We start from the raw sequence: 14840 nt of genomic DNA, 5'->3' as shown, positions 1-14840 counted from the left end.
TGAGGGATTAAACCTGTCGCTAACTGCGTTAAAAATTTCTCATTTAGAACAACTAAATAACGAAATGTTTGCCTTGTTATCAACGAGGTTTTATTGCCTCAAAATAGACTACTTAATTAAGCTGATTGGTATAATTCTGTGATAAACTGCTAGCAATTCGTTTTTTATTTTGGTTTTTTCTTGTGTCGTCAAATTCGTATTCTTTGTCTTTATTAGCGCATCCTCCTGTTGCAAAAAAACAGCCTCAGCAATTAACTACTCACCAACAGACTCGCACCGATAACTATTATTGGATGCGTGATGATGAGCGCGAAAATGAGGATGTATTAGCGCACTTAAATGCCGAAAACGATTATTGCGATAAACAACTTGCCGACATAAAACCACTGCGCGAACAGCTATTTAATGAGTTAAAAGACCGTATTGTAAAAGACGACAACACGGTACCTGTGAAAGATGGCCAATATTGGTATCACTCAGAAGTACGTGGTGATGATGAATATGCACGCCATTATCGCAGCAGCTCAATAGAAGCGCGCGATAAGACCTTGTTGTTAGATGTAAATCAATTAGCCGGCGATTACGAGTTTTATGAATTAGGCGAAGTGGCTATTAGCCCTGATGAGCAGTTACTTGCTTACTCTGAAGACACCGAAGGTCGCCGTATTTATACCGTGCGTTTTAAAAATATCGCCAGCGGTGAGATGTTTAGTGATGTGCTGGAATACACCGAAGGTCAAGTGGTGTGGGCTAATGATAACAAAACGGTGTTTTATGTGAAAAAAGACCTGCAAACCTTATTGGGTTTTCAGGTTTACCGCCATGTTTTAGGCACCCCGCAAGCCGATGACGTACTTGTTTATGAAGAGCAAGATAAAAGCTTCTTTATGGGGCTTGGCAAAAGCCGCGATGAAAGCCTTATTATTATTGACCTTGCGACTACAGAAACAAACGATACTTGGGTGCTTGATGCCAATAACCCTGGGGGTGAATTTAGCGCCTTAATGCCACGCGAAGAAGGCCATGAGTTTGATGTCGATAAGCTAGGTGATACCTTTTTCATTGTTACCAACTGGCAAGCGAAAAACTTTCGTTTAATGACCGCGACGCAAAGCACCATTGCCGATAAAAGTCTTTGGCAGGAGCATACACCGCATCGCGAGAACGTGTTGCTAGAAGGGGTCGAAATTTTCAATGACTACCTTATCCTCACCGAGCGAGAGCTTGGTCAAACACGTTTTGTGGTGGTGGATCAGCAAGCAGAGCGTCTTACTTTAGAGTTTGATGACCCTTGTTATTATGCTGCTATTGCAATGAATCCAGAGCCGAATGTGAGCTCTGCGCGTATTTACTATTCAAGCTTAACGACGCCAGGTTCTTTGTATGATGTTGATTTAAAAACGGGTAACAAAACCTTATTAAAACAACAGCAAGTGCTCGGAGATTTTAATCCAGAGCATTATCGCTCAGAACGCTTAATGGTTACCGCAAGAGATGGTGAGCAAGTGCCGGTTTCTTTGGTTTATCGTATTGATAAATTTAATAAAGATGGTACTAACCCGCTGTTGCAATATGGCTATGGCGCGTACGGTATTACCATCGATCCTAGCTTTTCAAGCAGCTCACTAAGCTTGCTTGACCGCGGCTTTGTTTATGCAATTGCACATATTCGTGGCGGTGAAATGCTAGGTCGTCACTGGTATGAACAAGGCAAAAAGCAATTTAAGCAAAATAGCTTTAGCGATTTTATTGATGTTACGCAAGCGCTTACCAAGCAAGGCTATGCACACCCAGAAAAAGTATTTGCGTCTGGTGGCAGTGCTGGTGGCTTATTAATGGGCGCTGTGGTTAACCAAGCACCTGAGCTTTATTTAGGTATCGGCTGTCATGTGCCATTTTTAGATGTGCTTACCACCATGCTTGATGAGAGTATTCCACTGACGACCAATGAATACGACGAGTGGGGTAACCCAAATGATCCTGCGTTTTATGATGTGATTCAGGCTTACTCGCCGTACGATAATATCAAGTCGCAGGCTTACCCTAATATTCTTGTTACCACCGGGTTCCATGACTCTCAAGTGCAATACTGGGAGCCAATGAAATGGGTTGCTAAGCTGCGTGAACTTAAAACCGATGACAACATTTTGGTGTTTAAAACCGACATGGATGCAGGCCATGGCGGCGCATCGGGTCGCTTTAAAAGCCTTGAGGAAAAGGCATTAGAAATGGCGTTTTTTATTGCTTTATTACCGAATTAAGGCTTAGATAAATAAGTAAATTAATTTTATAAGCGTAAACTTAAGTTGTATTTCAAAGGGGTGAGCATGTTTAAAGCCCATGGTGATTGGCGTTATTTTGTTGAGCCGCCAGTGATTTATGTGGAAGTTAGTGGCAGCTTTAATAAAGAAGCCGTTGCTTCATTTAGTATTGAAGTCGGTCAAGAAATCATGAAGTACCCTGAAAATTCAATTCAGTATGCTGTGGTTAATTTGGAACAATTTGAATTAGCAACTGCCGATAGTATTGAGATTGCAAAGGCTTACTTTCAGGCTGTAAAAGCGCGGGGTTACAAACGCGTTGATTATATTAAAGCGAATATCATTGCTCGCAATTTATTAGAGACAGTTTGGTCTGGTGTTGAAATGGATATTAACTTTCACCCAGATGCTGAAAGCTTTTTTCAAGCAAGACCCGAGTACGATAATTTAAGAAAGTGGTTAAGGTAATACTTTCTGAATATAAAAAAGCCCTCATTTGAGGGCTTTTTCGTGTCAATTCTAAATATTAATCAAGGTAGGCTTTTAACATCCAAACAAGTTTCTCTTGTTCTTTAATGTAGTCGCCCATTAGCGATGCTGTACCTTCGTCATCTGCATCACCTGCTTGTGCAAGGATTTCACGCTGCATTTGAATAAGCGTGCTGTAACCTGCTAAAAGGTTTTCTACTGCAGCAGTACCTTCAGTGATATTTTTAGCTTCACTGATCTTGCTATCTTCGATGTACTCAGAGAATGCATGTACCGGTGTACCGCCTAACGTTAAAATACGCTCTGCAATCTCGTCTACTTTCTCAAGTAGTAAGTTATAAATTTCTTCAAACTTAAGGTGTAATTCAAAAAAGTTACGACCTTTAATATTCCAATGAAAGCCGCGCGCGTTCATGTATTGGATTTGGTAGCAGCTTAGTAAAGAGTTTAGTGAATTTACGATATCTTCACTTTTTGCGCTGTTTAAACCAATTGCATTTACCTGTGACATAGATTGCTCCTTAAAAAAACCGTTAAGTGTTTACTTGCTAGTGCTTGGTATTAAGTATTAGCCATCTTGGTTAATCTGTAAAATGGTTTAATTCGAACACTGTGATAGGTTTTAGCTATCAAAGGTTGGTTTTGTCCATTTGTGCACTATCAATATAACTTTGAATTACTTTTATATAGACTTGGGGCAACTGAGCAAAAAATCTACCTTATTTTGCAAATATTCAAAAATTAGGCAGAAAGTATGATCTAAAACAAGGTTTGTACTCGCTGATAAATTGGCCGATTTAGAACTTGATTTAGGTCAAAAAAACAACGAACCAGAAGCGCATAATGACTTTACCGCATTTAACCAGGAGAAGAAAAATGGACGGTAAAACAGTTAAAGAAAGCAAAGCTGAAATAGTTGTTGTAGTGATTGCATTACTTGCATTTGTTATCGGTTTGGTAGGTCATCTAGCAGGTGCTAGCTTCGCAAACTTTGATACCTTTGGCTATATTGCTGCACCTGTACCATTGATCTTAGGGATCATTGTTTTAATCTCATATAAAGTGGCTGCAAGTGCTGAAGATTAAAGTATCACTAACTTTGATTTATAAGCTTAATAATGTAATCCATCACTTGGCGTGAGTAGATCATACTGGTGTGACTCAAATGAAACACCTTATGTTCTGCCATGCCATTGAGTTTGGTTTCATCTATCAAAACTGTACCATCAGAGACACTGCCTTTAGCAATCAGTGGCATTAGCCCTATTGGTAAGTCACCGGCAATACTATAAAGCTTGGCATTAAACGGCCAATCGCCATTCTCAGATAATAAAAACTCCACGCTATTTTTTAACAGCATTTCAAAGCCCTTTTGCTGCATTTGCTTAGCAATATGACTGCCTTTATGCGGGGTGCCTAAGGTGATCACCTTTTCGACATGGCGACTTTGAAGAGAATTGGCCTCTAAGTAAGCGCGAGCAACCAAGCCGCCCATAGAATGGCAAACTAAGGCGGTAGGTTTACCACCGATAAAGCGATCAATCTTATCGAAAATTGCCGCTCTATCGGGAGAGAGCGTGTTATAGGTCAAATTGAGTATTTTTAGACCTGACTTTTCAAGGCGCGCGCACAGTGGGCGCATCACAAAGCCTGACATATAAAGTCCGTGTAATACTACAACTTGCCTAATTGCCATCGCATTCCTTACATTAACTGTTGCGGTTTAATTTCGATATTTGCTGTATCTGAGCTAACCCATACTTCACCATCTTGAATGGTAATAGTGAGCTTAATATTGCGATCAGCTAAGTCGGCTAATGCCTGAGTCGCGGCATAATCGAGACTAAAAATACTTAAGTTTTTAAAATCATACAACTTAGGTTGATGTTTTTGCCACCAAATCGCTTGGTTATTTTCGCCGTAGGTATATAAAACAACTTGCTTCGACTTATTGCAGGCTTTTTTCAGGCGTTTTTCGTCTGGTAGCCCAAGCTCAACCCATAATTCAATTTCTTCGCTATAGTTAATGTGCCAAAGCTCAGGCTCATCATCAGCGCATAAACCTTTTGTAAACTCTAAGCCTTCACGGGCATTTAGCGCAAAAGCCAACAAGCGGATCATCAAGCGTTGTTCGGTTTCTGATGGGTGTTGTGCCAGTGTTAAATTAAAATCTTGATAAATGTGGCGATCCATATCGCTTAACGATAATTGCGCTTTAATAATGGTTGATTTAAGAGCCATAACTGCTTACTTGAAAAAATTTGCGTCATTATAGCGCAATTCGTTGCCGAGCCAGTTAAAATACCGTGAAATTATCTTGTAGGAGTTAAAAATGGCCATCCAGTGGTTCCCGGGTCACATGAACAAAGCCCGAAACGAAATTAAAGAAATCATGCCACAGATGGATGTGATCATTGAGGTACTTGATGCCCGTATTCCTTATAGTAGTGAAAACCCAATGGTTACTGCGCTGCGTGGCGACAAGCCGGTGATCAAAATCATGAACAAGGCGGACTTGGCTGATCCTAAGTTAACGCAAGCGTGGAAAGACTACTTTGAGCAGCAAAGTGGCGTGAAAGCGATTGATTTTGGTAATGATAAAGCGGGTGAAGTACATCGTATTAATGAGCTTTGTAAAAAATTAGTGCCCCATAAAGTAGGCGCTGATAAACAAATTAAAGCCATGATCATGGGTATTCCAAACGTTGGTAAATCAACTCTTATTAATACCTTAGCTGGCCGTATCGTGGCAAAAACAGGTAATGAACCTGCGGTAACCAAAGCGCAACAACGTATTAAGCTTGACGATGGCATTATGCTTTACGACACACCGGGTATGTTATGGCCTAAAGTAGAGAACGAAAACTCTGGTTATCGTTTAGGGGCAACTGGCGCTATTCGTGATACCGCTATCGACTACGAAGAAGTGGCAAGTTACACCGCTGAATATTTATTGCAAGCATACCCAGAACTTTTAAAAAGCCGCTATAAAATTGATGAGCTACCAGAGTCTGACTGGGAGTTTGTTGAAATGGCAGGTAAAAAGCGTGGTTGTATCCGCGGTGGTAATCAAATTGATACTTACAAAATGTCTGAAATTCTTATTAACGAATTACGCGATGGCATTATTGGTCGTATTACCATGGAAACACCGGCTATGCGTGAAGAAGAAGAGCAAATGGTTGCTGAGCTTCGCGCTGCTGCAGAGGCGAAAAAAGCCGCTAAAGAAGAAGAGAAAAAGCAACGCCGAGCACGTGCACGTAAGAACCGTCGATAAAATTAACGCATTTTCTTCTAGACATAAAAAAAGCCCTGCAAGGGCTTTTTTAGTTTCATATCTACCGTCACCGATATGAGCAATGTAGCAAGTAAAATAGTAGGGCGATCACCTGTTGCCAATATCAAGGGGCGTTGCGATTAGCAACAGGCGATCTTAGCTTTATCGTGGGCCACACGTGTTTCAGGGTCGAGAAACAAATCAGTTTATTCCGAACAAGTCATAACACTTTATTGTCTTGTTGATAGTGATTATCAATTAGATTTACGTGTCTGTCAATACTCGATTGAAAATAATTCTCATTTCTTTGTGTTTGTTTTTTAAACTTCCGTAATACAATACATTAGCACTAAAGTTAGGCTGTAAATTACGTGCAATAAAAACTATGCTGGGGCTATAACAATTAAAATAATCACATGCGATGTTCTCAATTTGGTCAATAAGCCTTCTTGCAATTGTATACTTGGCAATTTTGTTTGCGGTTGCAGGCTGGGCTGATAAAAGAAAAGTATTGCCTTTTAAAGGCTTAACCTATGGTTTATCACTTGGGGTGTATTGCACCTCTTGGGCGTTTTTTGGTACCACAGCACAAGCTGCTTACAACGGCTGGTGGTTGGCTCCGACCTATGCCGGTACTATTTTGTTATTCATTTTTGGCTGGCAAGTCTATTGCCGCATAGCGCATATTTGTCGGCAGCAAAAAATAACCTCAATGGCAGATTTTATTGCGACTCGGTATGGTCAATCGTCGAGTTTGTCTGGGCTCATTTCATTGATTTCAGTGATTGCCATTGTGCCCTATATCTCTTTACAGCTGAGTGCAACTGCACAAAGTATCAACTTACTTACCGATCGTGCTGCCACACAAAGCCATGAGGTATGGGCCGATAGTACTTTTTACATCACGATTGTATTGGCACTGTTTGCTATTTTATTCGGCGCGAGGCGGTTAAAACCCAGCGAACATAACCCAGGATTGATTGCCAGTATTGCCTTTGAATCTGTGGTTAAATTATTGGCGTTTTTAGCGGTGGGTTTGTATGTGTGCTTTGCTTTATTCGACAGCCCAGTGGCTCTATTTGAAAAAGCGCATGACCTAAATATTGATCAGCAAGTGGCTGCAACGCAAAGTCCAACCTATGTGTATGTTGCTCATACTTTGCTTGGTATTTTGGCGACCTTATGTTTGCCAAGACAATTCCACATGAGCTTTATCGAAAAAAATAACGATAAAGAGCTGGCCTCGGCGCGTTGGCTATTTCCGATTTACCTCTTACTTATTAACCTGTTTATTTTACCGATTGCATACGCCGGATTAATTTACTTTCAAGGTCAAGAAGTCGGCTACGACACCTTTGTATTGGCTTTACCCATGGCGGCTGATGATGCCTTTGTGGCGTTATTAGCCTTTTTAGGTGGCTTTTCAGCGGCAACCAGTATGGTGATTGTGTCATCAATTGTGCTTTCAGTGATGATCACTAATGACTTTATTAACCAGTTTATTTTACGCCGCTCGCAACTTACATCGAGTAGTCGCGGGCTTGATAAAAATAACCTTTTACATGCGCGTAAAATCGTTATCGTATTGATTTTATTGCTTAGTTACTTCACTCACCGAGTGCTGGGCGAAAGTACAACCCTTGCCAATGTGGGTTTGATGTCGTTCACCTTAGTCGCGCAATTTTCGCCGGCCATGATCATAGGCTTATGGTGGCGACAAGCATCGTGTCGCGGTGCGCAATTAGGGATTTTAAGCGGTTTTATTATTTGGGGTTATACACTTTTACTGCCGAATATCGCCGGAGGTTTAGGAAGCGATAGCTTATGGCTTGTGAATGGACCGTGGGGAATAAGCTGGTTAGCACCAACCGATTTATTCTCATTAGGCATGGAAAGCATTAGCCAAGCTCTATTGCTATCGTTAGGTGCGAACTGTTTAGTGTATTTCTTAGTGCCGTTATTTAGTCGTGCAACCTTGGCTGAACGCTTACAGAGTAATAAGTTTGTTTCGCAGCTGAATGATTCGAAGGTAAGCAATCATCTACAGCCTTTGAGCTACCATGACCTAGGTGCGCTAATGCAACGATTTGCCGAAAAAGAAGCGGCACAGTCTTTGGTAAATCATTACTTTCCTGATGATAAAAGTAAGTGGAAACGTCCTGCCAATGTTGAGTTAGAGCTATTAGTTGAGCGCGAGATGTCTGCGGTGATCGGCGGCGCATCGGCACGGCTTATTTTAGATGTGGCGAAAAATGAGCAGCGCCAGCCTCTAGAGCAGGTTGCCGAGTTTGTTGATGAAGCAAGCCAAGTACTTAAATTTAATCGTGATTTACTGCAATCAACAATCGAAAACATTCAACAAGGGATCAGTGTAGTTGATAGTGAGCTGCGCTTGGTAGCTTGGAACCAAGGCTACAAAAACATGTTCGCCTACCCAGATGATGCGCTTTACATAGGCCGCCCGGTTGCCGACATTATTCGTTTTAATGCCGAGCGCGGCTTATTTAGCGGCGAGAGCATGACCAGTGAAGTTGAAAAACGCTTAGCCTATTTACGCCAAGGCAGCGCTTATAAATACCAGCGCTCGCACAATGATGGCCGGGTGTTTGAAATGCAAGGTAACCCACTGCCAGGTGGCGGCTTTGTAACAACCTATACCGACATCACCGAGTTCGTAAAACAACAAAAAGCGTTAACCGAAGCAAATGTTAGCCTTGAAGAAAAAGTCGCAGCACGCACCTTGGCATTGACTCAAGCAAACCAAGAATTATCGATGGCAAAGCAAGTGGCGGAGCAAGCAACGGTCAGTAAAACGCGCTTTTTTGCCGCTGCCAGCCATGATTTACTGCAACCTTTCAATGCTGCGAGTTTGTTTTGTTCTTTAATGAATGAAAAAGCCCAAGACACCGAACTTAAAGAACTAGCGATGAATATTAAGAATTCATTGGGCAGCGCCGAAGAGTTGTTATCGAGTATTTTAGAGTTAACTAAGCTCGATTCAGGCTCGTTTAAAGTACAAATGAGCGAGTTTGCTGCCAGCTCGTTGGTTGAGCCACTGCGTAATGACTACGAAGCCCTTGCCCGCGAAAAAGGCTTAAAGTTTATTATTGAAACCTGTGATGTGCGCTTGCATACCGACAAAGCGCTGTTACGCCGAGTACTACGTAACCTTTTGAGTAATGCGATTCGTTATACCGAGCAAGGTGAAGTGCGCTTAAAAATGCAGTACGACGATGACCATGTATCCTTTATTGTTGAAGACACAGGGATTGGTATTGCATCGAGCGATCAACAAACTATTTTCCAAGAGTTTAAACAGCTTGGTGCAAAGCCAAGCGCCGAGGGGTTAGGCTTAGGGTTGGCAATCACTAAACGTATATGTGACTTACTTAAAATCCCTCTAGTGATGGGGTCTGAGCTTGGTAAAGGCACGCAATTTACCCTAACTCTGCCTTGTAAAGTGAGTGCTGCGCCAGCGCAAGCGAAAGGTGCTGAGGCATCACAAGAAACAGAGCTGGGGCAATTGCGTATTTGGTTGCTTGATAACGACCGCAACGTGTTAGAGGCATTAAAGCAGCTACTCGAGAATTGGGGCTGCGAAATCTCAACAGCCACTAACTTAGCGGAGCTTGAGCAGTTAAAGGCAAGCCAAGCCCTGCCGCAATTGTTGATTATTGACTATCAGCTTGATGATGGGGTAACAGGACTTGAAGTGATTGAACAAGCGGCATTAACACGCTTACCTGCCATAGTGAATACCGCGAATCATGATGAAGGCATACGCGAGTTAGTGCTCGATGCGGGCTATCCATTGCTTTATAAGCCTCTGAAAGCGCCCGCCTTAAAACGCATGATTAAGCGACTGACTTAATCTGCGTTTTGCTCAGTTGCTGGGGTATTGGCTTTAATCAAGCGCTCTACCTCAGCGACAAACTTCTTATCTAAGTCATCTTCATGGCTCAAAAATAACAGCATTTCATCACCATTGTGGTCGATTACTGTTACTGTGGTGGTTAGTAGGGCGCTTTTAGCATAATCAACGTTGAGTTCTTTAATGTCACTAAAGCGGCGTTGATCTTTTTCGAGCACACCTTGCTCATTTTCCCAGTAACTAAAAATGGTGTTTTCTGTGATGCCGTTTCCATCAGTTTTAAAATCGAAAAATGCGTCACTATAAAAATAGTGCACATTCTCGTTGGCAGGAATAATTTCTTTTCTTTTTAGAAAGTTAACTTGATAGGACCAAAGCTTATCGCCGGTTACTATGGTTGAGCTTGGCAACAAATATAGCTCATAAATTAAGCCATAAAATAACCAAGGCAACATGAATATCGAAATGATAACCTGCCTAGCTCGCCATTGAGAGTGGTACTCAAGAGCCTGTTCGGGTTGCTTGAGGTTTTGAATGTAATTAACCAGTGGCAACCATAGAATAGGTGTAACTAAAAACAGCCAAGTGCCATATTCCCAGTTATAGCTTACGACTTCAGAAATGATAATCGCCAGCCATAACACGAACCCAACCGCAACAGGCATGATCTTATTTTTGCCAAAGGTTTGCTCGCTGTGCTTGCAAAGTTCAAGTAACAACGGAATAAAAAACAGTGGTGCAAATATCCCTCGGGCAATCGGCATAATATGGCTTTGTTGTTGCTCTTTTATCGCTTTCCAGTTGCGATAGCTCCAGTAGTGAATGAATATTCCTAAGCTCAATAAGCTGTAAATAACAAACTTACTGTTACTGACAGGGTAGAACTGTTGCTCAGCAAAAACTGGGCGGTTACTTGCTTCTATACGCCAAGCCGCGATGAAAAAGATGATTGCCGCCAAGTAACTTAAAATAAAAACGCTATACCAGTTGGTTTCGTCATCCGCTGGTGTGGTTGTGGCGCTATTTGTGCCGTATTTAATGATGCCGTAATGGGTCGCGTTATTGAGTTTTTTACGCTCGCTTAGGTAAAGGTCTATTTGATCGGCTGGAATATGATCCTGCTTAGCACTGTAATCAAAGTATAAGGTCAACACAGAATCTTTAAATGTTACGCGTTTTTCGAGATGAAAAAATGGGTTGTCGACTGTGACCTGCTCATCATCAAACTGCCAATTAGTATCCGTAAACGTAACCTTTATGGTTGTTTCGATATTATTTGGGTAACGAAACCATATTGGTGCATTGTTACGTTCTCGCTGTTCCGGCTTATAAACTGAGTTTTGAATTTCACTAGCGTAAAAGTCGTTTTGAAAATCATTACCCTTAGGTCGCCAAAAGTTATCAATAGTATAGTGCTCATTGGTAATTAGCTGACCGGTGTCCTTTGGAGATTCAACCAGCATAGGTTTGGCTGTTTGTAAGCCTTTGTAGGTATCTTGATAATATTCTCGGTAATCATCTTCTACGCTTTTTAAGCTGTTTTTAGCGATTGAATTGCGGCGGTTAATTGCTTCAAAGTCGCCGTATTTATATTGAGTTGAAAAACTAACTGGCTCATTAATACCTTCTGGGATCTGATAATTATCAAAAACCTGAACGCGTTTTAGGGCAGGTTCTGTGAACATATCTGTAAAGCCTGTTTCACCTTGCTTTATTATTAACGCGACATCGTAGTTCGGTTGAGCTAAATGTGCTAAATCGCCGCGCTGATACGAAATGGTTGGATCAAGCCAATAGCGTTTACCTTGGTGCTCTAAGGTGACAATGACATGGTCAAATAAGCTAGGAGATACAGGTAAGCTAGCAGTACGCTTTCTGTCTTCAGTGTTAACTAAAGCAGGGTGAGCTTCCACGCCGAGCGCTTTAAGTAAAGAAATGAGCAAGACGGTTTTGTCCTTACAGTCGCCATAGCGCAGTGCCAAGGTTTCTGATGCAGGAGTTGGCTGGTGCGAGTTGGTGCCCATTTCTAGGCCCAAATAACGTACTTCGTCTTGGCTAAAGCGCAGGGCAGCCACAATTTGAGACTCTAAGTCGGCATGTTGAAACTTAATTTGACGGGCAATTGTTTCAATAGCAGGGCTTACTTCTATGGCTGATTGGTACAAAGGTAACGACCAATTGACTACCTCTTGCCAATTATTTACTTCAGAAAAATACACTTCCTTGTAAGGTGAATACCAATGCGGTACTTCGCTTGCAGAGCGAATGGTCGGCTCATTGTGTTGGCTAATTTGGTAGTCAAAACCCGTATCGAGCTTGGTTTTAGTAACTGGTGACTCGCCATTCATAAAGTTGATATATAAGGGCGAAGGCTTTTGCCACTTTACCCGCATAAATTGCTGCACTATCGGCACCGACCAGTTCAGTGTACGCTTGGTGCTGAAGTGCTGATAAACCGGATTACTTCCCGAAACCGTATAGCTGTAATCTAAAATATCCATTACCCGCATATCATCAATAATGACATTTAGGCTTAAGGTGCCATTGTATATACGACTTGCTAAGTCAGTCTCGCGCTGTAACACCTGTAGCTCGGCACTATTTAGTTTATCTATATATTGGCCGTCACGAATAATACCTAAACTATTGAGCGTAAGAGATTGATAATTTGGGTCAAAATCAATATTCAGCTGGCTTATGTAATCAACCCCAGACTGATTGACCGCTTGCATTACAGTACGATTAAAGCGTTGCTGTGGGGCTTGCTCAGATACCTGAAGCTGAGTGTCGAGCATCAGGTAGAAAGTCCCGTCTCGTATTTGGTCTCGAGGAATCTCAGGGGTGAGTAACTTATGTTGTTTTACCCAGTTAGCTGCGGGCGCAACCTGATACTCTTCAGCGGCTGTAAAACAGCTCACAAAGAATAAAAAAACAGCCAGTACCTTAAGTTGTAAGTGCATCCATTTCATTGTTATTTTCTAATTACGTTTAGCTTTATATGACAAATTACTGAATTTCACGGCATGAGCCAAATAAAAATTAATTTTTATAGGGTAGGTCTCGTAAGGAAGTGGTGAGTCTAAGCGGCTCATGATGAGCCGCTTTAGGGTTATATTATTTATCTTCAGACTCTTTAGCTGGTAAGTCTTTTATTTCAACGCGAGTATTTACTTCATAGTATTTTTGCGTGATTTTTTGCAAAATTTCGCGACGTAACGGGCTTACATGGCCGACTTCTTTGGTTAAGTTTTCACCATAAGCAACAAAGTTAGTATCAAAGCCATCTGCTACTATACTCGGATCGGCGACAGTCGCGTTACCTCCACCATATTCAACATCGGTACCTAGAATGTCGGTAATATCGTAGTTATCGATACTAAAAGAGAGGTTTTGTACAACTTGGTCTTTATCTGGCTCTTGAATTACTAACGATTGAAGGTGGTCAGCTAAATCTTCTTCAAAGTTAGGAAAATAGTTTTTCTTTTCAAGGTATAAAGAAGAAACACGAGTGCTATGGTTACCTATCACACTACCGCGGTTTGAATTTACAAATTGCACTGCGTTGGTGGTCAGGGCGGTAAACACATTTTTTGCTGTATATGGGTGGTCAAGCAAATTTGGGCTGCCAATGTAGCCACGGTAGTAGCCATATATTAATAGCGGGTCATTGTTAAATAGCGGTGCAACAATGTTGTACTCAATGTCGTTTAATGAATACTGGTTACCGTTAAAGTTAAAGCGTGGCTTATCAAAAAAACTTGGCTCTTCATTTAATAACTTGGTCAGGTTCTTAACAGGGTACTGCTGCACTAACTCATTGAGTACCGTCACGTTATAAAGATTGAGCCAGTAAGCGAGTAACTCTGATTTTGGTAAGTTACTTAAATTAATTTTGTTTGGCAGGTCGGCCATATTTTCTTGCACTATTTGCAAGTCTTGCTTCATCTGAGGATTCTTTTTGTACGAATCATAATAAAAGCGGTTTGCTTCTGTTGCAGTCGACGGTTTTGGATTCGACGACAACCGGGTGCCAATTTTGGTTGTGTTTTGTGAAATGCGATAGCGGTCAGACATACCTAAATCAATCACCGAGGCATTTAATATTTGCCCGTAGTCAGTGTACTCAAGGGTGATATTTGATTTTTCATCATACTGATGAAATTGGCTAAATTTTTCTTGGTTTATGGCTGTCGTTGCTGTTTTATTAATAGGAGTCGTTGAATTACAGGCTGTAACTAGAATAAGTGATGTTGCTAATACGATGGGTTTTATAGCGTTTTTCATTTTTATTACCTTCCGTAGTTTAAAAAATAAACATAGCGTGGTTTTTCTGAAAGCGCAACAATCTGTTGTTTTTGTGAATTTTATTAAAAAATAAGCGTATAGTAGAAGAAATAAAAATAAAAAGGACAACTCATGGAAGAAGCAAAACAACAAAATCAAATCGAAACACCAGAAGCTAAAAGCCCCGAAAATGATGACTTAGTTGGCATAAAAGGTTGGCTTATTCTTGTGGCGATAGGTGTGGTACTCAGCCCTTTTAGAGTATTTATCGAATCAATAAATACCTTTAGACCCATTTTCACGACCGAGATGTGGCAACGCTTAACATCGCAATTTGGTGATATGTATCATCCACTTTGGGAGCCTTTACTGATCATTGAAATGGTGTTTAATGCAGCACTATTTTTAGCTTCGCTTTATTTAATTGTGTTGTTTTTTAAGCATAAGAAAGCATTTGTAAGTTGGTACTTAGCGATATTATTTGGTGGATTAGCCTTTATTGCTCTCGATGCCTATGCGGTTAGTTTAATTGTGCCCGATGTCGATGTGTTCGACGATGAAGTTAGAACTATGATTATCAGAGGGCTTATTCAAGCTGTGATCTGGGGACCTTACATGCTGTTATCTAAGCGTGTGAAAGCCACATTTGTAAAATAAG

The 14840-nt window shown here is 41.2% G+C and carries 11 protein-coding genes; 6 read left to right on the top strand and 5 right to left on the bottom strand.

Going from position 1 to position 14840, the window contains the following annotated elements:
* Window positions 1-182 precede the first annotated feature (182 nt).
* Both ABMY41_RS02370 and ABMY41_RS02365 read left to right on the top strand, forming a co-directional pair.
* Entirely contained in the window at window positions 183-2261 is a 2079-nt protein-coding gene (locus ABMY41_RS02370; protein ID WP_289096905.1) for a S9 family peptidase, read from the top strand.
* Between the two features lie 66 nt (window positions 2262-2327).
* On the top strand, window positions 2328-2729 hold the full coding sequence (locus tag ABMY41_RS02365; protein WP_175082623.1) for a hypothetical protein: 402 nt from the start codon (window positions 2328-2330) through the stop codon (window positions 2727-2729).
* A gap of 58 nt (window positions 2730-2787) precedes the next feature.
* On the opposite strand, the gene ABMY41_RS02360 is transcribed toward ABMY41_RS02365, so the two are convergent.
* A complete protein-coding gene (locus ABMY41_RS02360) occupies window positions 2788-3261 on the bottom strand; it encodes a Dps family protein (protein ID WP_167658259.1) in 474 nt (157 codons plus the stop codon).
* 365 nt (window positions 3262-3626) lie between these two features.
* Between ABMY41_RS02360 and ABMY41_RS02355 the strand changes: the two genes are divergently transcribed.
* Window positions 3627-3836: a hypothetical protein gene (locus ABMY41_RS02355; RefSeq protein ID WP_054562952.1), complete on the top strand. Its 210-nt coding sequence runs from the start codon at window positions 3627-3629 to the stop codon at window positions 3834-3836.
* 7 nt (window positions 3837-3843) lie between these two features.
* Here ABMY41_RS02355 and ABMY41_RS02350 read toward each other — a convergent pair whose 3' ends face one another.
* Both ABMY41_RS02350 and ABMY41_RS02345 read right to left on the bottom strand, forming a co-directional pair.
* Window positions 3844-4446 carry an alpha/beta hydrolase gene (locus ABMY41_RS02350; protein ID WP_289096904.1) on the bottom strand — a complete coding sequence of 201 codons (603 nt, stop codon included), beginning with the start codon at window positions 4444-4446 and terminating at the stop codon, window positions 3844-3846.
* 8 nt (window positions 4447-4454) lie between these two features.
* Window positions 4455-4991, bottom strand: a complete 537-nt coding sequence (locus ABMY41_RS02345; protein ID WP_054552313.1) for a YaeQ family protein — start codon at window positions 4989-4991, stop codon at window positions 4455-4457.
* A 91-nt stretch (window positions 4992-5082) separates the two neighbouring features.
* Here ABMY41_RS02345 and ylqF point away from each other — a divergent pair, with 91 nt between their 5' ends.
* Together ylqF and ABMY41_RS02335 are read left to right on the top strand one after the other, a co-directional pair.
* Window positions 5083-6027 (top strand): ribosome biogenesis GTPase YlqF, encoded by a 945-nt coding sequence (gene ylqF, locus ABMY41_RS02340; RefSeq protein WP_054562949.1) that lies wholly within the window; start codon window positions 5083-5085, stop codon window positions 6025-6027.
* Between the two features lie 421 nt (window positions 6028-6448).
* Window positions 6449-9898 (top strand): PAS-domain containing protein, encoded by a 3450-nt coding sequence (locus tag ABMY41_RS02335; RefSeq protein WP_349274056.1) that lies wholly within the window; start codon window positions 6449-6451, stop codon window positions 9896-9898.
* On the opposite strand, the gene ABMY41_RS02330 is transcribed toward ABMY41_RS02335, so the two are convergent.
* Together ABMY41_RS02330 and ABMY41_RS02325 are read right to left on the bottom strand one after the other, a co-directional pair.
* On the bottom strand, window positions 9895-12867 hold the full coding sequence (locus ABMY41_RS02330) for a DUF3857 domain-containing protein (RefSeq protein ID WP_349274055.1): 2973 nt from the start codon (window positions 12865-12867) through the stop codon (window positions 9895-9897). The genes ABMY41_RS02335 and ABMY41_RS02330 overlap by 4 nt on opposite strands.
* Window positions 12868-13012: 145 nt before the next feature.
* Window positions 13013-14182, bottom strand: a complete 1170-nt coding sequence (locus tag ABMY41_RS02325) for a DUF547 domain-containing protein (protein ID WP_252950584.1) — start codon at window positions 14180-14182, stop codon at window positions 13013-13015.
* 132 nt (window positions 14183-14314) lie between these two features.
* Here ABMY41_RS02325 and ABMY41_RS02320 point away from each other — a divergent pair, with 132 nt between their 5' ends.
* The gene (locus ABMY41_RS02320) at window positions 14315-14839 is read left to right on the top strand and encodes a DUF2569 domain-containing protein (protein WP_349274054.1); all 525 of its coding nucleotides are present in this window, start codon (window positions 14315-14317) and stop codon (window positions 14837-14839) included.
* Window position 14840 lies beyond the last annotated feature (1 nt).

The sequence above is a fragment of the Pseudoalteromonas sp. BZA4 genome (assembly GCF_040104395.1).
GTDB lineage: Bacteria > Pseudomonadota > Gammaproteobacteria > Enterobacterales > Alteromonadaceae > Pseudoalteromonas.
Note: the sequence above shows the minus strand (reverse complement) of the source record. Positions and strands in the feature narration are given on the sequence as shown.

Coding starts and splice junctions, on each gene's coding strand:
- ABMY41_RS02365 (WP_175082623.1), top strand. CDS start 2,328: ATGTTTAAAGCCCATGGTGATTGGCGTTATTTTGTTGAGCCGCCAGTG.
- ABMY41_RS02360 (WP_167658259.1), bottom strand. CDS start 3,261: ATGTCACAGGTAAATGCAATTGGTTTAAACAGCGCAAAAAGTGAAGAT.
- ABMY41_RS02355 (WP_054562952.1), top strand. CDS start 3,627: ATGGACGGTAAAACAGTTAAAGAAAGCAAAGCTGAAATAGTTGTTGTA.
- ABMY41_RS02350 (WP_289096904.1), bottom strand. CDS start 4,446: ATGGCAATTAGGCAAGTTGTAGTATTACACGGACTTTATATGTCAGGC.
- ABMY41_RS02345 (WP_054552313.1), bottom strand. CDS start 4,991: ATGGCTCTTAAATCAACCATTATTAAAGCGCAATTATCGTTAAGCGAT.
- ylqF (WP_054562949.1), top strand. CDS start 5,083: ATGGCCATCCAGTGGTTCCCGGGTCACATGAACAAAGCCCGAAACGAA.
- ABMY41_RS02335 (WP_349274056.1), top strand. CDS start 6,449: ATGTTCTCAATTTGGTCAATAAGCCTTCTTGCAATTGTATACTTGGCA.
- ABMY41_RS02330 (WP_349274055.1), bottom strand. CDS start 12,867: ATGAAATGGATGCACTTACAACTTAAGGTACTGGCTGTTTTTTTATTC.
- ABMY41_RS02325 (WP_252950584.1), bottom strand. CDS start 14,182: ATGAAAAACGCTATAAAACCCATCGTATTAGCAACATCACTTATTCTA.
- ABMY41_RS02320 (WP_349274054.1), top strand. CDS start 14,315: ATGGAAGAAGCAAAACAACAAAATCAAATCGAAACACCAGAAGCTAAA.